Annotated in this window: 18 protein-coding genes; 13 read left to right on the forward strand and 5 right to left on the reverse strand. The window is 67.9% G+C overall.

Annotation, left to right across the window (positions count from 1 at the left end; translation table 11 throughout):
* Positions 1-25: 25 nt before the first annotated feature.
* The 3 genes from B146_RS0112575 to B146_RS0112585 form a co-directional block, all read right to left on the reverse strand.
* Positions 26-1,111: an extracellular solute-binding protein gene (locus tag B146_RS0112575; RefSeq protein ID WP_192843338.1), complete on the reverse strand. Its 1,086-nt coding sequence runs from the start codon at positions 1,109-1,111 to the stop codon at positions 26-28.
* Between the two features lie 153 nt (positions 1,112-1,264).
* Positions 1,265-3,070 (reverse strand): ABC transporter permease subunit, encoded by a 1,806-nt coding sequence (locus B146_RS0112580; RefSeq protein WP_019996799.1) that lies wholly within the window; start codon positions 3,068-3,070, stop codon positions 1,265-1,267.
* The gene (locus B146_RS0112585; RefSeq protein WP_019996800.1) at positions 3,067-4,206 is read right to left on the reverse strand and encodes an ABC transporter ATP-binding protein; all 1,140 of its coding nucleotides are present in this window, start codon (positions 4,204-4,206) and stop codon (positions 3,067-3,069) included. The genes B146_RS0112580 and B146_RS0112585 overlap by 4 nt, the downstream gene beginning before the upstream one ends.
* Before the next feature lie 189 nt (positions 4,207-4,395).
* Here B146_RS0112585 and B146_RS0112590 point away from each other — a divergent pair, with 189 nt between their 5' ends.
* From B146_RS0112590 to B146_RS0112625, 8 genes are all read left to right on the forward strand, one after another.
* Positions 4,396-5,250 (forward strand): CoA transferase subunit A, encoded by an 855-nt coding sequence (locus B146_RS0112590; RefSeq protein WP_081630989.1) that lies wholly within the window; start codon positions 4,396-4,398, stop codon positions 5,248-5,250.
* Positions 5,244-6,017 (forward strand): CoA transferase, encoded by a 774-nt coding sequence (locus B146_RS0112595; protein WP_019996802.1) that lies wholly within the window; start codon positions 5,244-5,246, stop codon positions 6,015-6,017. The genes B146_RS0112590 and B146_RS0112595 overlap by 7 nt, the downstream gene beginning before the upstream one ends.
* Positions 6,018-6,032: 15 nt before the next feature.
* On the forward strand, positions 6,033-7,229 hold the full coding sequence (locus B146_RS0112600) for a CaiB/BaiF CoA transferase family protein (protein WP_019996803.1): 1,197 nt from the start codon (positions 6,033-6,035) through the stop codon (positions 7,227-7,229).
* Between the two features lie 71 nt (positions 7,230-7,300).
* On the forward strand, positions 7,301-8,848 hold the full coding sequence (locus B146_RS0112605) for an acetolactate synthase large subunit (RefSeq protein WP_019996804.1): 1,548 nt from the start codon (positions 7,301-7,303) through the stop codon (positions 8,846-8,848).
* Between the two features lie 14 nt (positions 8,849-8,862).
* Positions 8,863-11,187, forward strand: a complete 2,325-nt coding sequence (locus B146_RS0112610; RefSeq protein ID WP_019996805.1) for a molybdopterin-dependent oxidoreductase — start codon at positions 8,863-8,865, stop codon at positions 11,185-11,187.
* Positions 11,184-11,864 (forward strand): class II aldolase/adducin family protein, encoded by a 681-nt coding sequence (locus tag B146_RS0112615; RefSeq protein ID WP_019996806.1) that lies wholly within the window; start codon positions 11,184-11,186, stop codon positions 11,862-11,864. Before B146_RS0112610 ends, B146_RS0112615 begins: the two co-directional genes overlap by 4 nt.
* A gap of 45 nt (positions 11,865-11,909) precedes the next feature.
* Positions 11,910-12,863, forward strand: a complete 954-nt coding sequence (locus B146_RS0112620) for a sugar kinase (protein ID WP_019996807.1) — start codon at positions 11,910-11,912, stop codon at positions 12,861-12,863.
* A 46-nt stretch (positions 12,864-12,909) separates the two neighbouring features.
* Positions 12,910-13,656, forward strand: coding sequence for an SDR family NAD(P)-dependent oxidoreductase (locus tag B146_RS0112625; protein ID WP_019996808.1), 747 nt, complete (start codon positions 12,910-12,912; stop codon positions 13,654-13,656).
* 60 nt (positions 13,657-13,716) lie between these two features.
* Here the strand turns inward: B146_RS0112625 and B146_RS0112630 are convergent, their stop codons facing one another.
* Positions 13,717-14,751: a LacI family DNA-binding transcriptional regulator gene (locus B146_RS0112630; protein WP_019996809.1), complete on the reverse strand. Its 1,035-nt coding sequence runs from the start codon at positions 14,749-14,751 to the stop codon at positions 13,717-13,719.
* Positions 14,752-14,881: 130 nt separating this feature from the next.
* Here B146_RS0112630 and B146_RS0112635 point away from each other — a divergent pair, with 130 nt between their 5' ends.
* The 4 genes from B146_RS0112635 (at position 14,882) to B146_RS0112650 (ending at position 20,096) form a co-directional block, all read left to right on the forward strand.
* Positions 14,882-15,907, forward strand: a complete 1,026-nt coding sequence (locus B146_RS0112635; protein WP_019996810.1) for an ABC transporter substrate-binding protein — start codon at positions 14,882-14,884, stop codon at positions 15,905-15,907.
* A 63-nt stretch (positions 15,908-15,970) separates the two neighbouring features.
* The gene (locus B146_RS0112640; protein ID WP_019996811.1) at positions 15,971-18,211 is read left to right on the forward strand and encodes an ABC transporter permease; all 2,241 of its coding nucleotides are present in this window, start codon (positions 15,971-15,973) and stop codon (positions 18,209-18,211) included.
* Positions 18,208-19,272 (forward strand): ABC transporter ATP-binding protein, encoded by a 1,065-nt coding sequence (locus tag B146_RS0112645; RefSeq protein WP_019996812.1) that lies wholly within the window; start codon positions 18,208-18,210, stop codon positions 19,270-19,272. Before B146_RS0112640 ends, B146_RS0112645 begins: the two co-directional genes overlap by 4 nt.
* A gap of 8 nt (positions 19,273-19,280) precedes the next feature.
* A complete protein-coding gene (locus tag B146_RS0112650) occupies positions 19,281-20,096 on the forward strand; it encodes an inositol monophosphatase family protein (protein ID WP_019996813.1) in 816 nt (271 codons plus the stop codon).
* Between the two features lie 49 nt (positions 20,097-20,145).
* On the opposite strand, the gene B146_RS0112655 is transcribed toward B146_RS0112650, so the two are convergent.
* On the reverse strand, positions 20,146-21,819 hold the full coding sequence (locus B146_RS0112655; RefSeq protein WP_019996814.1) for a Na/Pi cotransporter family protein: 1,674 nt from the start codon (positions 21,817-21,819) through the stop codon (positions 20,146-20,148).
* A gap of 421 nt (positions 21,820-22,240) precedes the next feature.
* Here B146_RS0112655 and ugpB point away from each other — a divergent pair, with 421 nt between their 5' ends.
* Complete coding sequence (gene ugpB / locus B146_RS0112660) at positions 22,241-23,545, forward strand: sn-glycerol-3-phosphate ABC transporter substrate-binding protein UgpB (RefSeq protein ID WP_019996815.1); 1,305 nt, start codon at positions 22,241-22,243, stop codon at positions 23,543-23,545.
* Positions 23,546-23,615 lie beyond the last annotated feature (70 nt).

Below are 23,615 nucleotides of genomic sequence, written 5' to 3' on the forward strand. Positions count from 1 at the left end.
CGTTCGGGGGGCGTGGCGCATCGCCTTACTGCGCGAGAAGCGCGTTGATCTTCTCCTGCGCATATTCCTCGTTGGTGGACTTCCCGTCCGGGGAAACGGCGCCCCAATAGTCCGGGCTCCACTCGATGGCCTTTGCGAGGTTGGTCGGATTGTTGGCCCAGTAGATCGAAAGGTCCTTGTTGGCGGCCTCGAACACGACGGGCGACGGCAGGGCGACCGGATAGGCCTCCGTCAGGCGTGCGGCGCGTTCGGCGTCGAGGCGCCAGGACAGGAGCTTCAGCGCGTTGTCGTAGTGTGGCGCGCCCTTCGGGATCGAGAAGAAGTCGTAATACACGAAGCCCTGGTTCCACTCGACCTCCAGCGGCGCGCCGTCCAGCGCGAGCTTGCTCATCGAGCCCGTGTAGGCCATGCACATGTCCGCTTCGCCGTCGAGCAGGAGCTGCGGCGGCTGGGCCGAGGTCGTCCACCACTTCACCACCTGCGGCTTGATCTCGGCGACCTTCTTGAGCGCGCGCTCCATGTCGATCGGGTAGAGCTTGTCCTTCTCGACCCCATCGGCCATCAGCGCCGCTTCCATCACGAAGCGCGGCCAGGCCGGCAGGCAGCGGCGGCCGGGAAACTTCTCGGTGTTCCAGAAGTCGGCCCAGCTCTTGGGCGCGTCGTCGCCGGAGTATTTCTCGGTGTTGTAGGCGAGGCTGACGCCGATCACCTGAAGCGCGACGCCCTTCGGGCGCTTGAGATTGTCGGGCATGGCGGCCAGCGTCTTCTGGGCCGTATCCGACAGCTTGGAATAGTCGATGTCGGCGAGGCAGCAGTCGCCCAGAAGCTTGGTTTCCTGATCGAAGATGAAGGTGAGGTCCCATTCGGTCTTGCCGGCCTCGACCTGCGCCTTGATCTTCGGCCCGCTGCGCGCCTCCTGCACGGTGACGACCCTGATCCCCGTTTCCTTCTCGAAGGGGCCGTACATCACTTGGCGCAGCGCCTCGCCATAGCCGCCGCCGGGGTCCTGCATCACGACCTCGCCGCTCTGCGCGAGCGCCGTGGACGCCGCTCCCATCCAGAGGGCCGCCGCGACGATCCCGCCGGCGAAGGGCTTGAGGCCCGAGTTCATTCGCATCATCGTTTCTCCCAGAACAATGGTGACATGGACATCATCGCGCCACGCGGACGCGGGTGGGCTGTAGCCGGCGGCGTCGTGGCCCACCGGGCAAAGCGGGTGCGGCTTCATGGAGTCGCACCCGGCTTTCTCGTGGCGCGCCGCCCGTCAGGCGACGCCGCGCGAGCGGGCGAGCACGGGCCGGGCCAGCGCGATCCCGCCGATCACCAGCAGCACTTCGAGCGTCGAGACCACCGCCAGCACAGGGTTGAGCTGGTAGTTGATGTCGGCCCAGAGGCGCAGCGGCAGGGTCTGGAGGTAGGGGCTCGACAGGAACATGGTCAGAACCAGCTCGTCGAAGGAATGAAGGAAGGCGAAGAAGGCCGCGGCGCCGAGACCCGGCGCGATCGACGGAAGCGTGACGGTGCGGAACACGGTGAGCGGCGAGGCTCCATGAACGGCGGCTGCCTGTTCCAGGCGCGTGTCGACGCCCTGCAGCGAGGCGCACAGGATCACCACGACGATGGGCAGGCCGCCGATCGCGTGCGCGCCCGCCAGGCCCCAGACCGAGCCGACCAGGTCCCAGCGCACGAAGAGAGAGTAGAGCGACAGGCCGAGCACCACGGGGGGGACGATCACCGGGCTGACCAGAAGCAGCATGACGACCGATTTTCCCGGGATGCGGCTGCGCACCACGCCCATCGCCGCCGCCGTTCCGAGCGTGACCGCGATCGCCGCCGACAGGAAGGCGATCATCGCCGAGTTGCGGAAGGCCGCCATCCATTGCGGATCGGAAAAGAACTTGGCGTACCACCGGACCGAGAACCCGGGCGGCGGAAAGGTGAGATAGATGGCGCTCGAGAAGGAGATGATCCCCACGATGACGATCGGCAGGACGAGGGTCGCGATCACGAGACCGCCCATGCCACGGATGGTCAGCGATCCGACCCAGCCGGGCAGCGCCGACAGGGCGCGCAGGATCGGCCAGCCCAGGCGGTCCGCAAGGGCCATGCCGAGCCGGGAGCGCGCGGAGGTCCGCGTTCGCTCCGCCGTCCTGGCTGAGGCGACGGGTTTGGACGCCGCCTCCTCCAGCTTGGCGCCGCCCCAGATGAACTCGAATCCGAGGATGCGGCCGGCGATCGCCACCACAATGAGCGTGATGGTCAGGAGCACCACGGCCAGCGCCTGAAGAAAGCCCTCGCTCGTCGCGAAGTCCGCCTGCTGGGTGATGTGCATGGCGAACATCATGTCGCCCGGACCGCCCAGCAGCGTCGGCGTGATGAAGAAGCCGATCGCCGACACGAAGACGAGAAGGAAGCCAGCGCCCGCGCCCGGCAGCGTCAAGGGCAGGAGCACACGCCAGAAGGTCGCGAGCGGGCCCGCGCCCGAGGCCTGCGCGGCCCGCGTGAGGGCGGGGTCCAGCCGCGACACGCTGGAATAGATCGACAGGACCATGATGGGCAGGAGCACGGCCGTCATGCCGAGAAGCACCGTGCCGCGATTGAACAGAAGCTGGGCCGGCTCGCCGAGAATGCCGATCTGGACGAGGAGCTTGTTGATCGGCCCGTTGCGGCCGAGCAGCACCATCCAGGCATAGGTCCGGATGAGGATCGCGATGAAATAGGGAAGAACCACCGCCGTCGCGACGAGAAGCTGCGTGAGGCCCCGGGTGCGGTGGATCAGGAAGGCGGCGGGATAGCCGAACAGGAGGCAGAGCCCCGAAACGGTGAGCGCGATCTGCATCGTGCGAACCAGCGCGTCCCAGTAGAGCGAGGTCGCGAAGATGCGCTCGAAATAGCCCCAGGGCGTCGCGCCGGCGAAGCTGATGCGAACGAGATCGATCAACGGCAGAAGGTAGATCGAACCGAGGAACAAGGCGGCCGGCAGAAGCAGCCAGGCGGGGCTCTTCACCCTTTGGCGCCAGTCGGACAGGTCGATGCCGCGCCGTTCGGACGTGCGGGTCAGGCTGCTCATGCCAGCACCCAGCAGTCTTCGGCGCGCCAGCCCACGTGGAGCGTCTCGCCGACGGAGGGCAGGCGCCGGTCGGCGCCGTCGGCGCTGCGGATGAGAAGCGTCTCGCCGCTCGCCGTGCGCGCCTCGATGCGCAGGATTTCGCCCAGAAACAGAGCCGAGGTCACCGTGACCGGCATCGTGTTGGCGAGCGGCGCGTCGCCGACGACGATCCGCTCGGGCCGCACCAGGACGGTCGCGCGGCCGACGTCGATCCCGCTCGCGCTTTCGGCCGCGAACACGTATCCGCCCCTCGTCCTGAGGGTCATCGTCGACCCGCGCTTCTGCATGATCTCGGCGTCGATCAGATTGCTCTCGCCGACGAAGGAGGCCACGAAGCGATTGGCGGGGTGGCGGTAGATGTCCACGGGATTGCCGACCTGAACGATGCGACCCCCGTCGAGGACCGCGATCCGGTCGCTCATGGTGAGCGCCTCGCCCTGGTCGTGCGTGACGAACAGGATGGTGCTGCCGAGCCGCTGATGCAGATCGCGCAGTTCGATCTGGATGGACTCGCGAAGGCGCCGATCCAGGGCGCTGAGCGGCTCGTCCATCAGAACGACCTTGGGCCGCATGACGATGGCGCGGGCGATCGCCACCCGCTGCTGCTGGCCGCCGGACATCTGCGTCGGCAGCTTGGCCGCGTGTTCGGAGAGACGCATCATCTCCAGCGTCTCGGCCACGCGCCGTTCGGTCGTCTGGCGGTCGAGCCCCGCCATGCGCATGGGGAAGGCGACGTTCTGCGTCACCGTCATGTTCGGGAAGAGAGCGTAGCTCTGGAACACCATGCCGAAGCCGCGCCGATGGGTCGGCACGTTGTGGATGGGCCTGCCGTCGACGAGGATTTCGCCGCCATTGATCTTCTGGAAGCCGGCCACGAGGTTGAGAAGCGTGGTCTTGCCGCTGCCGGACGGCCCGAGCAGCGTGATGAACTCGCCGGGCTGCACGTCCAGGCTGATGTTGTCGGCGGCCCGAAAGCTCCCGTAGGTCTTGACGACGTCGCGCACCGCGATGCTGCTGCCTATGACCTGGCGAGAAGGCGCCGTCCGATCGGACGTGCCTTCCTGGCGCTCGCTGCGCCAAGCGGAACCGTCAGCCATGTCTCTCCTCCCGATGTTCTATTATTTAGAACAGCTTTTCGAATTTATGTTCTACTTGCGAATTTCTCTTGTCAAGCCATTCCCCCGCCGATATTCTGCAATTCAGAATAGTGTTCCAAATTGTGGAACATTGTGGCGACAGCTCGAAAGTCTTGCAGGGAGGTGCGAGTGCTGACGGATCTGCGATCGATGGCCAGTTTCGTGCGTTCGGGCATGCAGGTGGCGCTGCCGGTGGACTATGCCGGCGTCTCCATGGCCCTCACCCGCCCCCTGATCGAGACCGGCGCGCGAGACCTGCATCTCGTGTGCGTGCCGACCGGCGGCCTGCAGGTCGATCAGCTGATCGGCGCCGGCCTGGTGCGTACCGTGGAGACGAGCGCCGTGTCGCTGGGAGAGGCCGGCGGCGCGCCGTGCTTCAACCAGGCGGTCAAGGACGGAACGGTCCAGGTGATGGACGCGACCTGTCCCGCCATTCATGCCGGCCTGATGGCCGCCCAGAAGGGCGTGCCGTTCATCCCCATTCGCGGCCTGATCGGCACGGACATCCTGAAACACCGGCCGGATTGGCGCGTGATCGACGATCCGTTCGCGCCGACGCCCGAGCCGATCGTCCTCATCCCCGCGATCCTGCCGGATGTCGCCATCTTCCATGCGCCGATGGCCGACCGCTTCGGCAATGTCTGGATCGGACGGCGGCGCGAACTGGCCGCCATGGCCTATGCCGCCCGCCGCACCCTCGTCACCGTCGAGCGCGTCGTGGAAACGAACCTCCTCGCGCAGGAGACGACGGCCGCCGGCGTGCTGCCGTCGCTCTATGTCGACGCGGTGGCCGAGGCCCCCAAGGGCGCCTGGCCCTACGGATTGTGGGGCGAATATGCGCCCGACGCGGCGGAGCTCGCCGCCTATGCCGCCGCCGCGCGCACGCCGGAGGGTTTTGCCCGCTACATGGATCGCTCCATCGTGGATCGCCCCGGGGTGGATCGCTCCCCGGCGGATCGCCCCGTCGCGGATCGGCCCGGCACGGAGCCTGCCCTGTCATGCTGATCCTGCCGCGCGAAATCCTGATCGTCTCCATCGCCCGGCTGCTGGAGGGCGTGCGCCACGTCGCGGTCGGGGCGTCCTCGCCCATTCCCGCCGCCGGCGCCATGCTGCGCCGCGCCCTGAACGAGACGTCCGGCGCCCCGCCCGTGCGCCTGTCGATCCTCGGTTCGGTGGAGCACAACTTCTTCACCAACGGTTCGGCCGAGCTGTTCGACTGTGCCGGCCAGGGACGCATCGACGCCTTCTTCCTCGGCGGCGGGCAGATCGACGGCCAGGGCAACATCAATCTCGTCGGCGTCGGCGACTATCCGCGCTCCAAGGTGCGCTGGCCCGGCTCCTTCGGATCGGCCTATCTTTATTTCGTGGTGCCGCGCGTCATCCTGTTCCGCGAGGAACACAGCCCCCGCGTCCTCGTGGAGGCGGTCGATTTCGTGAGCGCGCCGGGCGTCAGCCCCGCCAACGTGCCCCGGACCGGCGGCCCGCATGCCCTTCTCACCGGCATGGGCCTGTTCCGCTTCGACCGGAGCGAAGGCCGCTTCGCGCTGGAAAGCACGCATCCCGGCCACAGCCTCGCCGACATCCGGGCGGCCACCGGCTTTCGCTTCGCCCATGACGAAACGCCCCGGGAGACCGAACGGCCCGACGCGCCGACGCTCGCGCTGCTTCGCACACGCGTGCTCGACGAGCTTTCCGAAACCTATCCCGAGTTCGCCGGCCAGATGTCGCGAGACATCGACGCTCTTGCGGCGTCCCGCTCGCTCGCCTCCTGAGAGGACAACCGATCCATGTCGAACCACGGCTCGCTCGCCAACATCCGGGTCATTGACGCCAGTCGCGTGCTCGGCGGCCCCTATTGTGGACAGATCCTCGCCGACCATGGCGCCGACGTCGTCAAGATCGAGCCGCCGGCCGGCGACGAGACGCGCGGCTGGGGCCCTCCCTTTCTGGACAGCACGGCAAGCTACTTCCTCGGGCTCAACCGCAACAAGCGAGGCATGGCGCTCGACATGTCGCAGCCCGCCGGTCAGGAGCTCCTTCTGACCCTGCTCGAAACGGCCGATGTCTTCATCGAGAACTTCAAGACCGGCACGCTGGAGCGCTGGGGCCTGACGCGCGAGGAACTGGAGCGCCGCTTTCCTCGCCTCGTGCATTGCCGCGTGTCCGGCTTCGGCTCCGACGGACCGATGGGCGGCATGCCCGGCTATGATGCGGCCATCCAGGCCTCGGCCGGCATCATGAGCGTCAACGGCGAGGTCGGGGGCGAGCCCTTGCGCGTCGGTCTGCCGGTGGTGGACATGGTCACCGGCCTCAACGCCGCGATCGGCATCCTGATGGCGCTGAACGAGCGCCAGACCAGCGGACGGGGCCAGTTCGTCGAGGCGGCGCTCTACGACTGCGCCATCTCGCTGCTCCATCCCCATCTGCCCAATCACTACCTTTCCGGCAAGGTCGCCAAGCCCACCGGCAACGCCCATCCCAACATCTGCCCCTACGACACGTTCGCGACGGCCGACGCCAAGATCTTCCTGGCGGTCGGAAACAACCGGCAGTTCGCGAGCCTCTGCGCGGTCCTGGGGCGGCCCGACCTGCCGGACGACGCGCGCTTTGCCACCAACGGCACGCGCAACGTCCACCGGGACGCCCTGAAGATCGAGCTGGAAAGCGCCCTGAGCGCGTTCGAATGCGCGCCGCTGGCCGATCGCCTCATCAAGGCGGGCGTTCCCTGCGGGGCGGTGCGCACGATCGACCAGGTTTTGGCCGATCCCCACACGATCCATCGCGAGATGGTGGTCGACATCGACGCCTATCGCGGCACCGGAACGCCCATCAAGATGGCGCGGACCCCGGCTTCCTATCGCCGCGCGCCGCCGCAATTCGCCGAGCACACGGATGCGATCCTCGCGGAAGCGTCGATCGACGCGGAGGGCTACCGAGCGGTGCTGCCGGGCCTTGCGCACAAGCCCCGCGCCCGGATCGCCTGACGTTTCCGTACCGCCCGCGAGGATGGGGCGCCCACTCGCGACCGTGTCAGCTCTTTTGGGGACCAGCCACCATGAATGGCGCCGACCTTTTATGCGAGACGCTTCTCGCCGACGGTATCGACATCTGCTTCGCCAATCCGGGCACGTCCGAAATGCATTTCGTGGCGGCGCTCGACCGCCAGCCGCGCATGCGCTGCATTCTCGGCCTCTTCGAGGGGGTCGTGACCGGAGCGGCCGACGGCTACGCCCGCATGGCGGACAAGCCGGCGGCCACGCTCCTGCATCTCGGGCCCGGGCTCGCCAACGGTCTGGCGAACCTGCACAACGCGCGCCGGGCCCGCTCGCCCATCGTCAACGTCGTGGGGGACCACGCGGTCGATCACCTGCCCTTTGATGCGCCGCTGACCTCCGACATCGAGTCGCTAGCAAAGCCCATGTCGCATTGGGTCGGCCGCGCCGAGACGGCGGACGGCATCGGCCAGCGCACGCAGGAGGCGATCCGCGCCGCGCGCTCCGCGCCCGGCCACATCTCGACGCTGATCCTCCATGCCGACGCGGCCTGGACCGAGACCCGGGCGAGCGTGCCGACGCCCTCGGCGCCTCCCTCCCCCGCCGCTCCCGACGGCGCGCGCATCGCGGCCGCCGCCCGCGCCCTGGCGCTCGGCCGCAACACCACGATCCTGGCGAGCGGCCGGGCGCTCCGCGAGGAGGAACTGGCGCTTCTCGACCGGATCGCGTCGCGAACCGGCGCCCGGCTGATGGCCCAGCAGTCCAACGGCCGCATGCATCGCGGCGCGGGCCGCGTGTCGGTGGACCGGGTTCCCTATGTCATCGACAAGGCGCTGGCGGCCTTCCGCGAAACCGAGCAGGTCGTTCTGGTGGGCGCCAGGACCCCGGTCGGCTTCTTCGCCTATCCCGGCAAGCCGAGCAGCATGCTGCCGGAAGGCTGCGTGGTTCTCGATCTCACGGATGAGGGCGCCGATCTCTCCGCCGCGATCCGGGCGCTCGCGGACGAAGTCGGCATTTCCGGCATCGCGCCGCGCTTGGGGGTCCGCCACCGCCCGCCCGTGCCGCAGGGCAAGCTGACCCCGGATGCGATCGCCGCCGTTCTGGCGCATCACATGCCCCCCGACAGCATCGTCTGCGACGAGTCGGTGAGTTCGGGGCGGGATTTCTTCAACGTCACGCACGGGGCCGAGCCCCACGACTTCCTGCAGCTGACGGGCGGGGCCATCGGCATCGGCCTGCCCCTGGCGGCGGGCGCCGCGATCGCCTGCCCCGATCGCAAGGTCGTGGTGCTGCAGGCGGACGGGAGCGGCATGTACACGGTGCAGGCGCTCTGGACCCATGCCCGGGAGCGGCTCGACATCTGCACCATCGTCTTCTCCAACCGGCGCTATCAGATTCTCCTGGGCGAGTTGGCGAATGTCGGCGCGGGCGCACCGGGCCGCAACGCCAGCCGGATGCTCGATCTCGACGATCCCGCGATCGACTGGGTGTCGCTGGCCCAAAGCATGGGCGTCGAAGCCGCGCGGGCCGAAACGGTCGAGACCTTCGAGGATCTTCTGAAAATCGCCTTTTCGCGGCCCGGCCCGTTCCTTATCGAAGCGGCGATCTGACAGGAGGCGGAACCATGGCCACGATCAAGCGCGTCCCCCATTGCAGCCATTGGGGCGCCTACACCATCCTGATGGACGGCGAGACGATCGCCGGCGTCGAGCCCTTCGCGTTCGATCCCGCGCCCTCGCCCATCATCCACTCCGTGCGCGAATGGGCCCGCCCCGAACGCCGCGTGCTCCAGCCGATGGTGCGCGCCGGCTGGCTGGCGAAGCGCGAAGGCAGCGACCGGCGCGGACGCGGCACCGAGAGCTTCGTGCCGGTGAGCTGGGACGAGGCGACGACGCTCGTCGCCGACGAGATCCGGCGGGTCGCGGGGACGTTCGGCAACGCATCGATCTTCGCCGGCTCCTACGGCTGGACGAGCTGCGGGCGCTTCCACCACGCCTCGTCGCTCCTGAAGCGCATGATGAACCTGTCGGGCGGCTATACGGGCCATGTCGACACCTATTCGATCGCCGCCGGACCGGTGATCCTGCGGCACACGCTCGGCGACGATCGCGCCTGCGGTGGTCAGGCCAACACGCTCGACACGGTGGCCGAGAACACCGAGACACTGGTGGTTTTCGGCTCGCTCTCGCCGCGCACGGCCCAGAGCGAAGCGGGCGGCATCGCCACCCATTCCCTCGAAATCTATCTCAAGCAGCTCACCCAGCGCGGCGTGAAGGTGGTTCTCGTGTCGCCCCTGCGCGACGATCTGCCCGATTTCGTGGACGCCGAATGGTGGCCGATCCGCCCCAACACCGATACCGCGCTCATGCTGGGTCTGGCCGGCGAGATCGTGAAGGCCGATCGCCACGACACGGCGTTTCTGGATCGCTGCACCAGCGGGGCGGACAAGCTCCTCGCCTATCTCGACGGCTCGACCGACGGCGAGTGCAAGGACGCGGCCTGGGCCGCGCGCATCACCGGGCTCGACGCCGGGAAGATCGCGGGCCTTGCCCGGCAACTCGTCGAAACGCGCTCCATGCTGACGGTCAGCTGGAGCCTGCAGCGGGCGCACCATGGCGAGCAGCCCTTCTGGGCCGCGCTGAGCCTCGCCTCGATCGTCGGGCAGATCGGGCTGCCGGGCGGCGGAATGGGCTTCGGCTACGCATCGCTCGGCGGCAACGGCGCGCCCATCAATCTCGGCAAGTCGCCCGCCATCTCGCAGCTTCGCAAGCCCATCGACAGCTTCATTCCCGTCGCCCGCATCAGCGACATGCTGCTTCATCCCGGCGCCGAGTTCACCTACGAGGGGCAGACGCGCACCTATCCCGATGCGCGCCTCGTTTATTGGGCGGGCGGCAATCCCTTCCACCACCACCAGGATCTGAACCGCTTGTCGGAGGCCTGGACCCGGCCCGAGACGATCATCGTCCAGGACCCGATGTTCACCGCGACCGCCCAGCGCGCCGACATCGTGCTGCCCGCCAACACGTCGATCGAGCGCAACGATCTGGCCGGCAACAAGCGCTCGGATTTCGTGATCGCCATGCACCGGGCGATCCCCTCGCTCGGCCAGTCGCGCTCCGACTTCGACATTTTCGACGAGATCGCCGGAAAGCTCGGCGTCGGCGCGGCCTTCAACGAGGGCCGCGACGAGATGGGCTGGCTGCGCCATCTCTACGAGGCGAGCCGCACCGATGCGCGCGAGCGCCTCGACTTCGACATGCCGGACTTCGACACGTTCTGGGAACAGGGCTACGCCCGCTGCCCGGTGAAGTCGCACAATGTCTATCTTCAGGAATTCCGCGCCCGGCCGGACGAGCATCCGCTCGCCACCGAAAGCGGTCGGATCGTTCTGGGCAGCCAGACGCTGGAGCGTCTCGGCTACGAGGATTGCCGCGCCCATGCCGCTTGGATCGAACCGGCCGAGTGGCTGCGGTCCGGGTCCGAGGACGACCGGCTGCATCTCATTTCGCACCAGCCGCCCGGCCGCCTTCACAGCCAGCTCGAAACCGGCGCGGCCAGCATGGCGCAGAAGCGCGACGGCCGCGAAACGGCGCGCCTTCATCCGGACGACGCGCGAAGGCGCGGCATCGGCGACGGGCAGGCGATCCGCCTGTGGAACGAGCGCGGCGCGTGTCTCGCCACCGCCGACCTGTCCGATACGGTTCGCGAGGGCGTCGTGGTTCTGCCGACCGGCGCCTGGTTCACCCCGACCGGCAATAGCGGCCTCGAGATCGCCGGCAACCCGAACGTTCTGACGCTCGATGTCGGCACCTCGCGCTTCGGCCAGGGCTGCTCGGCCCATACCTGTCTCGTTCACGTGGAGCCCTTCGCGGGAGACGCCGGCGACGCGATCGACATCTATGGGGAAAAGCTGTCCGCCCTCCTGACGCAAAGGGAGCCCGCATGACCGGGGTGAGCGAAACGGACCTCCAGCACCGACGGGACATCGTCGCGGCCTGCCGCCAGATGACGGCGCTCGGCATCAACCAGGGCACATCCGGCAATATCAGCGTCCGGGTCGAGGGGGGCCTCTTCGTCACCCCGTCCGGCCGCGCCTATGACGAGATGGAGCCCGAGGATATCGTGTTCATGCGATGGGACGGCTCCTGGGATGCGACGCCCGGCAACGTTCCCTCCAGCGAATGGCGCTTTCACCTCGACATCCTCAGGGCCAAGCCCGAGGTGAACGCGGTGGTTCACGCCCATCCGACCTATTGCACGATCCTCGCCATTCTCAACCGGCCGATCCCCGCGATCCACTACATGATCGCGGTCGGCGGGGGAAACGACATCCCCTGCGCGCCCTACGCCCAATACGGCACGTCGGAGCTTTCCGATGCGGCCGTCGCAGCCTTGACCGAACGGCGGGCCTGCCTCCTGGCCCATCACGGCCTGATCGCGACCGGCCCGCATCTGCGCAAGGCGCTGTGGCTGGCGGTCGAGGTCGAGACGCTCGCGCGCCAGTATCACGGCTGCCTCCAGATCGGCGAACCGCCGCTTCTGCCCGATGCCGAGATCGACAGCATCCTCGAACGCTGGGGCCAGTACGGGTTGCGCGACAGGCCCGCCATCGAGGCCGCCTGACGGCGACCCTTTCCCCTCCCCCTTCATCCAGCAGGAGCGGCCTTCATGGCGCACACCCACGACGTCAGCGTTTGCGGCAGCTACATTCTCGACATCTGCGGGTTTCCGGTCACGGAAACGCCGGCGGGCGGCGGGCGCGCCCTGATCGAGGAAATCCGCCTGTCGGTGGCGGGAACGGCCGGCGGCACGGTGGTTCCCTGCGCGCGCCTCGGCCTCCAGGCGCTGGCGGTGGGCGCGGTCGGATCGGACGAAAAGGCCGATTGGGTGCTGGATGCGATGCGCCGCGACGGGATCGACGTGTCCCGGATGGAGCGCATGGCGGGCGTGCCGACCTCGGCGACGATCCTGCCGATCCGCCCCGACGGCTCACGCCCGGCGCTGCACGCGCGCGGCGCCTCGGCCCGCTGGCGCATCTCCCCCGAGGTGCAGGAGGCGGCCTGCCAAGCCCAGGTGCTGCATCTCGGTGGTGTCGGCTCGATCCTGGCGATGGATGGCGAGCCCTCCCGCGCGCTTCTGGAGATGGCAAAGGCCAAGGGTTGCGTCACGACGCTCGACCTCATCTCGGCGCGCGACGAGACGCTGTCGCTCGTGGAGCCGCTCCTGCCCTTCACCGACTTCTTCATGCCGAGCATCGACGAGGCGGCGGTGATGGTGGGAAGCCCCGATCCGCGAGCCTGCGCAGAGTTCTTCATCGGCAAGGGGGCCGGCGCCTGCGCGATCTCGCTGGGAGCCGACGGCTCCTACATCCAGACGCGCGAGGGGCGAAGCTTCACCGTGCCCGCCTTCGACATCACGGTTCGCGACACGTCGGGCTGCGGCGATTCCTACACGGGCGGCTTCATCGCCGGCCTCGTGCGCGGCTGGGATCTTCTCGACTGCGCCCGACTTGCCACCGCGACCTCGGCGATCGTGGCGACGGGCGTCGGCTCGGGCGCCAATCTCGTGTCCTTCGAAGAAACCGTCCACGCCATGAACACGCTGCCGGTGAAGGGCGCCTGAGACAGGCCCTTCACCCCGTCGAGCCATCCAACCGAAAGCAACAGCCATGACCAGACATGCCATCGTGACGGGCGCCAGCCGCGGCATCGGCCGCGCCATCGCCCTCGGCCTTGCGGAGCGCGGCTACGATCTCGCGCTCAACGACATCGCGGCGCAGGACGGCGATCTCGGCGAAACCGCAGCGATGATCGAAGCGCTCGGCCGACGCTGCGTGCGCGTCCTCGCCGATGTCAGCCAGCTGGAGGACTGCCGCCGGGCGGTTCGGGAAGCCGTCGAAGGGCTCGGCCATATCGACGTCCTCGTCAACAATGCGGGCATCCTGCGCCTGGCGATGATCGAGGAGATGACGCCCGAGACCTGGGATCAGACCTTCGCGGTCAACACGCGGGGCGTCTTCCAGATGACGCAGGCCGTGATCGGCCACATGAAGGAGCGCCGCTACGGCCGCATCGTCAACATCGCTTCGCTCGCCGCGCGCACCGGCGGCCCCGGTCAGGCCCATTACTCGGCCTCGAAATCGGCCGTTGTCGGCTTCACCCGCGTCTCGTCGATGGAGTTCGCCGGACACGGCATCACCGTGAACGCGGTGTGCCCGGGGATCATCCTCACCGAGATGGGCAAGAACAACCTGCGCGATCCCGAGCGCGTCGCCTATTTCGAGAAGATCACCGACGTTCATCGCCTCGGCCAGCCGGAAGACGTGGTCGGCCCCGTCGCCTTCTTCGCCTCCGACGATTCCGCATTCGTCACGGGACAGGCGCTGAATGTCGACGGAGGTATCTTCTACAGCTGAGGCAGCGTTGCGCGGTCGATCCGCGAAACGCGGACGCACAGGCCGGCTGTCGATGCTTCGTCAGGGAGCGCGTGCAACCGACGATCGCCAGACGAGCGAGACGTCGAACACCCGGTCCGCCGGCTCCTCGACGACGCCATCGGCGACGAGGCGCACCATCCAGTCGGTGATGGCGGAAACGGGCTGCGCGAAGGTCGTGAGATCATAGGAGGCCCAGCCCGCCTGCTCGATGTCGTCGAACCCGATCACCCCGACCTCGCGCGGCACGCTGCGGCCGAAGCGATGGCGCGCGGCGTCGAGAACGCCGCAGGCCAGAAGATCGGTCACGGCGAAGACGGCGTCGGGCGGATCGTCGGACGCGAAAAGCTCGGTTCCGCCCTGTAGGCCGCTTTCATAGGCCGTGGCCCCGCCTTCCCAGACGGCGACCTCCTGCCCCGCCTCGCGCGCGGCGGCGAGGAAACAGTCCCGCCGGGCCTTCAGACTGGGGGTTCCGATCGCGGAGGTGACGAGCGCGAGGCGCCGATAGCCCGCGCGCAGAAACAGGTTGGCGGCGGTGCGGGCGGCGCGCGCATTGTCCACCGACAGGTTGATCGTGCCGGGCAGGTGATCGTCGCGGTTGAGGAGGATCAGCCGCTGGCCGCTGTCGAGGCAGCTTTGCGCGATCGAGCGATAGGGCGTGCCCGAAAGCACGATCGTGGCGTCGGCCCGGTAGTTCAGCGTCTGGCGGAGCGCCGCTTCCACATTGCCGGAGGCCCGCCCCGCGTTCAGCACCATGACGACCTTGCCGGCTTCCTGCAGGACGCGCGACAGGGTTTCGATGAGACTCGACAGGTAGGGCGTGTGGATGTCGGCCACGATGAGGCAGACGATGCCCGTCTGCTGGCGCATCAGGCCCCGCGCCAGATGGTTGACATGGTAGCCGAGCTCGGCCGCGGCGGCCTCGACCTTGGCGCGCGTGTCGGGAGAGATGCTGGCGCCCGGCGTGAAGGCGCGCGACACCGCCGAGCGCGAGACGCCCGCCAGCCGCGCCACTTCCTGCGCGCTCGCAAAGGCGACCGGCCGCCCGGCCTCCGGCCTTCCCTTGTGTTCCGTCATGTTTCGCTCTGCAAAGCCGTGCACCCTTACCCGCGCAACAATGGCAGGCTGCCCGACAGTTGACAATCATCCTGCAAACGTCGAGCTTGCACAGGAGTGCAAAGTACCAACGATGCTGGGAGGCTCGACAATGCGCACCAAACTTCTGACCGCCGCCATGCTCTTGGGAGCGGCCTTCGCTCCCCTTCCCGCCCAGGCGGCCGGGACGCTGAACCTCATCTGCGCCGCCGACGTGAAATGGTGCGAGCTGATGGAGCGGGAGTTCGAGGCCAGCCACGACATCGACGTCAACATGGTGCGCATGAGTTCGGGCGAGGCCTATGCCCGCCTTCGCGCCGAAGCGCGCAACCCCAAGACCGACCTCTGGTGGGCGGGCACGGGCGACCCGCATCTTCAGGCGGCCGACGACAAGCTGACGGTGGAATACAAGTCGCCCATGCTGGACCAGCTCCAGCCCTGGGCGCAGAAACAGGCCGAGGTTTCGGGCTACCGCACGGTGGGCATCTATTCCGGCGCGCTCGGCTGGGGCTACAACACCGACATCCTCGCCAAGAAGGGCCTGGACGCCCCGGCCTGCTGGAAGGACCTGACGGACGCGAAGTACAAGGGCGAGATCCAGATCGCCAACCCGAACTCGTCGGGCACCGCCTATACGGCGCTCGCGACGCTCGTGCAGCTGATGGGCGAGGACGAAGCCTTCGCCTATCAGAAGGCGCTGAACGCCAATGTCACGCAATACACCAAGTCCGGCTCGGCCCCGGTGAAGGCGGCAGCGCGCGGCGAAACCGGCATCGGCATCGTCTTCATGCATGACGCGGTGGCCATGACCAAGCAGGGCTTCCCGGTGAAGACCGTCGCCCCGTGCGAGGGAACCGGCTTCGAGGTCGGCTCCATGTCGATCGTCAAGGGCGCCAAGAATCTCGAGAACGCCAAGATCTTCTACGACTGGGCGCTCTCGGCCGAGGTGCAGTCCAAGGCCGCCGAGGCCGACAGCTTCCAGCTGCCCTCCAACAAGAGCGCCACCGTGCCGCCCGAGGCACCCAAGCTCGGCGAGATCAAGCTGATCGACTACGACTTCGCCAAATACGGCAATGCCGACACCCGCAAGGCGCTTCTGGAGCGCTGGGACCGCGAAATCGGCGCCTCCGCCAACTGATCCCGTCCTGGCGCGCGTCGCCGTGGCGCGCGCCGGCTCCATCGTTCGGGAGGATTCGGCTCCATGGATTCGCGCGTTCGCCGGCTCGACGGCGCCCTCATCCTCGCTCTCGTCGCCTTCGCGCTCCTGCCCTGGTACGGGCTGGAAGGCGGCATCTGGAACGGACGCTGGCTCGCCTCCTGGCCGCTCGCGCCGGAGGCCGCGCCCGGCCTCGCGCAGATCGGCGTGCGCTCGGCGTTCTGGCTCGTGCCGCTGGCGCTCACGATCGGTGCCGCGCTCGCCCTGCGCTTCACGCCGCCCGGCGAGCGGCGCGGCCGGTGGCTCGCAACTGTGGGCGGCATCGGCCTTGCCTGTCTCGTCGTGGAAGGCCTTTCGATCGGCTATGGCGGCTGGAACTGGAGCGGCTGGGAATCCCTTTTCGGCCCGCTGGAGGACGGACAGCCGCCCTTCGGCCTCGGCGCCTTCGCCCTCGCGCTCGCCTTTCTCCTGTTTCTCTCCTTCGGCCTTGCCGAGCGCGGTCGCCTGCGGGGCGACGCCTTCGTGCTCTCGGCCATCGCGCTCGTCGTCGCGCTGGTCACGGCCTTCGTTCTGTATCCTCTGGCGAGCCTGTTTGCGGGCGCGTTCCAGGCGCTCGACGGCTCGTTCGACGCCACGAGCTTCCTCACCAACATTCAGGACCCGTCGATCTGGTCGCTCAGCTGCCTGACGGGCTCGGGCAATTGCGGCCTCGCCTGGCGCACGGTGACGCTCGCGATCTGCACGGGCCTCGGCACGACGATCCTCGGCCTTGCCTTCGCGCTGGTGGCGACGCGCACAGGCTTTCCCTTCAAGCGCCTCCTGCGGCTACTGACGATCCTGCCGATCATCACGCCGCCCTTCGTGATCGGCTTGGCGCTCATCCTCCTGTTCGGGCGCTCGGGCGTCGTCACGCAAGCGATCCTGACCCTGACCGGCCTTGATGGCGGGCGCTGGCTCTATGGCCTGCCCGGCATCTGGATCGCGCAGATGCTGAGCTTCACGCCGATCGCCTTCATGGTGCTGATCGGCGTCATGGAAGGCATCAGCCCCGCCATGGAAGAGGCCGCGCAGACCATGCGCGCCAACCGCTGGCGCACCTTCTGGACCGTGACCTTCCCCCTCATGCGCCCCGGCCTCGCCAACGCCTTCCTCGTCGGCTTCATCGAAAGCATGGCCGATTTCGGCAATCCGCTCGTGCTCGGCGGCAGCCATGGCGTCCTTTCGACGGAAATCTTCTTCGCGGTCGTCGGCGCGCAGAACGACCCGGCCCGCGCGGCGGTGCTCGCCCTCGTGCTTCTCGCCTTCACGCTCTCGGCCTTCTTCCTCCAGCGCCTCTGGCTGCGCGGGCGCTCCTACACGACCGTCACCGGCAAGGGCGATTCCGGCCGCCATGTGCCGCTCGACCCCAAATTGCGCGCCATCGTCGTCAGCGCGGTTTCGGTCTGGGTCGTCTTCACGCTCACCGTCTATGCCATGATCGTCTTCGGCAGTTTCGTGCGCACGCTCGGCCTCGACAACACGCTGACGCTCGACCACTACGCCAAGGCCTTCTCGGTCTCCTCGGGCGAAAGCGGCTTGCGCTGGACGGGCGTCGCCTGGAACTCGTTCTGGACGACGATGGAGATCGCGCTGATCGCCGCGCCACTCACCGCCCTTGTCGGCCTTCTCTCGGCCTATCTTCTGGTGCGCCAGCGCTTTGCGGGCCGCGAGATGCTGGAATTCGTGCTGATGCTCTCCTTCGCCATTCCCGGCACGGTGATCGGCGTGTCCTATGTGCTCGCCTTCAACCTGCCGCCGATCGAGATGACGGGCACGGCGATGATCCTCGTGATCTGCTTCGTCTTCCGCAACATGCCGGTGGGCGTGCGCGGCGGCATCGCGGCCATGAGCCAGCTCGACCGGAGCCTCGACGAGGCCTCGCTGACGCTGGGCGCCAATTCCTTCACCACGCTTCGGCGCGTCGTGCTGCCGCTCCTGAAGCCCGCCATCGTGGCGGCGCTCGTCTATTCCTTCGTGCGCTCGATCACCTCGATCAGCGCCGTGATCTTCCTCGTCAGCGCGCAGTACAACATGGCGACCTCCTATATCGTCGGCCTGACGGAAAACGGCGAATACGGCGTCGCCATCGCCTATTCCACCATGCTGATCGCGGTGATGGTCGTCGTCATCGGCCTGTTCCAGCTTCTGGTCGGCAAGCGAACGCTGCGGCGCGAAACGCGCAACACCGCGCCGGCCGCCGCAGCCCCCACGAGTGCCGCCACGCTTTCGCAGGAGAAGGTCGCATGACCCAGACCGCCGCCAAGGGCTCCGTCCGTTTCGAAGCCGTCGAAAAGCGCTTCGGCTCCGTCGTCGCCATCCGCTCCCTGTCCTTCGACATCGAGCCGGGAACGCTGGTGACGCTGCTCGGCCCCTCGGGCTGCGGCAAGACCACGACGCTGCGGATGCTGGCGGGGCTCGAACAGCCGACCGCCGGGCGCATCCTGATCGGCGGGCGGGACGTCACCAACCTGCCCGCCAACGAGCGCGACGTCTCGATGGTGTTCCAGTCTTACGCGCTGTTTCCGCATATGAGCGTCGGCGAGAACGTCGCCTATGGCTTGCGCTCGGGCGGAAGCTCCAAGCGCGAGGCGCTGGAGCGGGCGAAGGATGGTCTGGCGCTGGTCGGCCTCGAAGGCTTCGCCGAGCGCCTGCCGAGCGAACTGTCGGGCGGCCAGCAGCAGCGCGTGGCCGTCGCGCGCGCGCTCGTCCTGGAGCCGCAGGTCCTGCTTCTGGACGAGCCGCTCTCCAATCTCGACGCGCGGCTGCGCCGCCATGTGCGCACCGAAATCCGCGAATTGCAGCAGCGCCTCGGCTTCACCGCCGTTTACGTGACGCACGATCAGGAGGAGGCGCTGGCCGTGTCCGATCGGATCGTGGTGATGAAAAGCGGCGAGATCGCGCAGGCCGGCTCGCCGCGCGAATTGTATGAGACGCCCGCCTCCTCCTTTATCGCCGACTTCATCGGCGAGGCCAATGTCGTGCCCTGCGAGGTCGCGCGGGCCGGCGATGGCGGGCTGGAAGCGCGGCTCGGGGGCCTGCGCCACCCGATCCGCGCGGCAACGGCCCGCGAGGGCGCGGCCCAGCTTGCGATCCGCCCGAACGCCATTACGCTGGGCGAACCCCGGCCCGACCGTCTGGACGGGCGCGTCGCCAGCGCGGCGTATCTGGGCGATCACATCGAATACGAGGTGGAAACTGCGCTCGGCCGCCTTTTCGTGGTGGATACCGCCATCGAGACCGTGCGCCCCGTTTCCAGCGCCATCGGCATCGGCCTGCACGAGCGCGGCGTCGCGCTGATCCCGGCTTGAGAGACATCATGACCGACATGACAGAGACAAACGACAGCGCCATCCGCGCACGACAGACGCTGGCCGAAGCCATCGCGCGGGAGGGCGGGCGCGTTGCGCTTTCCTATTTCCGCGACCGCTCGCGCCTGACGGTCGACCAGAAGATGAACGGGCAGGATGTCGTCTCGATCGCCGACAAGGAGGTAGAGACCTTGCTGCGCGAGCGCATCGCGGCGAGTTTCCCCGATGATGGCCTTCTCGGCGAGGAATACGGGCTTCAGGAAGGCACATCCGGCTTTCGCTGGGTGATGGACCCGATCGACGGCACGAGCCCCTTCGTGTTCGGCATTCCGGCCTGGTGCGTGTCGATCGCGGTCATGCAGAGCGAGCGGATCGTCGCGGGCGTCATCTACGCGCCGACGACGGACGAGCTGTATTCGGCGCGGCGCGGCGCGGGCGCGACGATGAACGGCCAGCCGATCCATGTTCTGGAAAGCGCAACGCTCCAGAACGGCGTTCTGGGGCTCGGCGCCAATCACCGCGTTCCCGCCGCCACCGTCTCGCGCGTCGTGGAGCAGCTTCTCGCCGAAGGCGGCATGTTCATCCGCAACGGCTCGGGCGCGCTGATGCTGGCCTATGTCGCGGCCGGGCGTCTGGCAGCCTATTGGGAGCCGCATATGAACGCCTGGGACTGCTATGCCGGCTTTCTTCTCGTGGAAGAAGCGGGCGGCTGGATCGTCGATCCCACAGAGTGGAGCGGCCTGATGGATGGCGGCCCCGTCGTCGCGGGCTCGCCGGGCACAAGGGCCGATCTTCTGCGCATCGTCGCCGGCGACGCGGCTTAGCGCCAAGCTCACCTCCGCCGCACGGCCCGGCGGGGGCCTTCGGTCGAGATCAGACCGGGGTCGTGTCGACCGAACGGCTGCTCGCCTCGTGCCGCACCCGGCTTTCCACCAGAAGACCCTCGGCGCTCATGATCGGATGGGCGACCGAGACAATATGGGCGTTGATGCGCTTGAGGTCGCGCAGCATGTCCAAATGAAGCGAACTCGTCTCGATGCTCGCCCGCTTGTTCTCGCGCAGGCGCTGGAAATGCCGCGCGGCCGAGCGCTTCTCGATCTGCCGGACCGTCAGCTTGGCGTCCATCAGCCGGCGCGACAGGTCGAGGTCGCGCGTCACGAAGATGGACTGCGCCATGCGCAGGTTCTCGATCGTCGTGTCCATGAAGGCGTCGAGTTCGCGAAAGCCTTCGTCCGAGAACCAGAGGTCGAAACTGACCATCTTGTGGACCTCATGGACGAGGCCCTTCTCGACGATGTCGCCGATATGCTCGAGATTGATCGCGTAATCGACGATCTCGGCCGAGCGCCCGTGCGCCTTGTCCCCGGCCTCGCCCTCCGCGATTTGGGCGATGTAGATCTTCACCGCCTGTTGCAGCCGGTCGACGTCCTTTTCGAGGGGCGCAATGCCGCGCAGGAGCGTCAGGTCGCGCCGCCGGAAGGCCTCCTGCACGTCGCACAGCATGGTCTCCACGAGATCGCCGACGCCCAGAACCTCGCGCGTCGCGCTGGCGAGGGCCACGACCGGCGTCGAAAGCTCCTCCGGGTCGAGGAATTTCGGCGCGTTCCGCTCCTGCGGCGCGTCGGGCAGGAGGCGCCGCATCTGGTCGGCGAGCGGTCCGGCCAGCGGCCAGAACACGAGGGCGAGCACGAGATTGAACAGGAGGTGGACATCCACCGGCAGGTTGGCCGCGCCGAGGCCGAGGCCCGACAGCGCGGCGCCGACATGGTCGGCCAGCGGCAGGATGGCGAGGACACCGCAGGCCCGCGCGACGAGATTGCCGAGAACCACGCGCCGGGCCGCGACGGGCTCGCGCGAAGTCGCCAGAAGCGGCGGGATCGCACCCCCGAGATTGGCTCCGAGCACGAGAACCACGATCAACCCGTCCGACAGGATGCCGGCCGCGCCGAGCGCGGTGACGAGAATTACCACGGCCAGACTGCTCGCCGCCGCGAGAGCCAGCGCGGCCGACAGAAGCAGGGCGACCGGCCAGGCATCGTCGAGAAGCCCGATAAAGGCCCCGAGCGCCGGCGAAGCGCGCATCGGCTCGGTGGCGAGGCTGAGGAGATGCAGCGACAGGAGAAGGAGCCCGACGCCCATCAGGGCAATGCCCGCCCCCTGCCGGGGGCCGACGCCATTGCGGCGCAGCGCGAAGCCGACGAGGAGGAGGACCGGCGACAGCCATTCGATGCCGGCCGCCACGATCCAGGCCGTCAGCGCCGTGCCGATATTGGCGCCGAGAAGCACGACCTGCGCCATGCGCGGATCGACGAGCCCGCGTTCCACGAAGGAAGCCGTCATCAGGCCGGTCGCCGTCGAACTCTGGAGCGCCAGGGTCGCGCCGATCCCCGACAGGAGCGCCCGCCAGGACTGCTGCGTGCCCGCCGCGAGAACCGCTCGGAGCCGCCCGCCGAAGGCCTGGAGAACGCCCTGTTTGACCTCCGACAGCCCGAACAGAAGCAGGGCCACGGCGCCTGCGAGATTGATCATGACGAGTACGGACTGCATGGCGCATTCTTGAAGGATTGGAGAGGAACGGAAAGGGCGAAATGCGGACGGGCGGGTCCTGTGACGCAGCGGAGAAAGGGAGTGGCGACTCGCGCGGGAACGGGGTCCGGCGGAGGGTGCTTCAACGTCGCAGATGATCGCGTCCTTGGGAAGGCGACCTTATCAAGCCGGCGTTCCTTGCCGCCCCGCCGATGGGGATCGCGATCCCGAGGATCGCCCGCGCCCCGCTCCCACGAAGGTCGGCTGATCGCCTCTTCAACAGATCATATGATGGACGACTGATTGTCAGGTTGACGTCCAGACCTGCGCATGGCTTGTCTCGAAGATCGAAAAGGCGGCGCGAGACCGCCGGAGACATGAATTGGCGATCCGTGGCCGCCCGCTTGGGGATCGAGGCCGCCGGCGCCTGGGGAGGACTGATATGACCGCACGCGCGCTGACGCTTGCCCTGACCATGGGCGTCGCCTTCACCTCGTCGTCGGCCTTTGCCGCGACCGAGCTTCAATGGTGGCACGCCATGAACGGCGCCAACAACGAAGTGGTGGAAGAACTCGCCAAGGAGTTCAACGCCAGCCAAAGCGACTATGTCATCAAGCCCGTCTTCAAGGGCACCTATCCCGAAACGCTGAACGCCGGCATCGCCGCCTTCCGCGCCAAGCAGACGCCGGCCATCATCCAGGTCTTCGACGTCGGCACGGGCGTGATGATGGGCGCGAGCGGCGCGATCAAGCCGGTGGCCGAGGTGCTGGAACAGGGCGGCTACACGTTCGACAAGTCGCAATATCTGCCGGGCATCGTGAACTACTATTCCAAGCCCGACGGGACGATGCTGTCCTTCCCCTACAATTCCTCCTCGCCGATCCTCTACTACAACAAGGATACGTTCCAGAAGGCGGGCCTGGATGCCAACAACCCGCCCAAGACCTGGGACGATGTCTTCGCGGCCGCGCGCAAGATCAAGGAAAGCGGCGCCGCGCCCTGCGGCTACACCTCGACCTGGCTGACCTGGATTCACCTGGAGAATTTCGCGGCCTGGAACAATGTGTCCTATGCGAGCGGCGAGAATGGTCTTGCCGGCGGCAAGGTGGAACTGGCGATCGACGCGCCGATCTATGTCGACCATTTCCAGGCGATCGCCGATCTCGCCAAGGAAGGCGTCTTCCGCTACGGCGGCCGGACCTCGGAGGCCAAGCAGCTCTTCCTGTCGGGCGAATGCGGCATCCTGACCGAGTCCTCGGGCGGCCTCGGCGACGTCGTGAAGTCGGGCATGAACTACGGCATCGGCCAGCTTCCCTACGACACGAAGGGGGTCAACGCCCCGCAGAACACGACGCCCGGCGGCGCGAGCCTCTGGGTCTTCGGCGGCAAGAGCGACGCCGAGTACAAGGGCATCGCTCAGTTCTTCAACTTCCTGTCGCAGACCGACATCCAGTCCCGCCTGCATCAGAAGTCGGGCTATCTTCCGGTGACGCTGGCGGCCTACGAGGCCACCAAGGCGAGCGGCTTCTACGAGAAGAACCCGGGTCGTGAAACGCCGATCAGCCAGATGATGGGCAAGGCACCGACCGAGAACTCCAAGGGCGTGCGCCTCATCAACCTGCCGCAGGTGCGCGACATCGAGAACGAGGAGTTCGAGGCCATGCTGAACGGCAGCCAGGACGCCAAGACCGCGCTCACCAAGGCCAAGCAGCGCGCCGACGCCGCGATCGCCTCGGCCACACGTTAAGAAACGGCACGAGCGTCGGCCGGGTCCGCCCGCCCGCCGGTGGGGTCCACCCGCCGGCGCTTGTCCCCCG

Source organism: Aureimonas ureilytica DSM 18598 = NBRC 106430, from assembly GCF_000382705.1.
GTDB classification, from domain to species: Bacteria; Pseudomonadota; Alphaproteobacteria; order Rhizobiales; family Rhizobiaceae; genus Aureimonas; species Aureimonas ureilytica.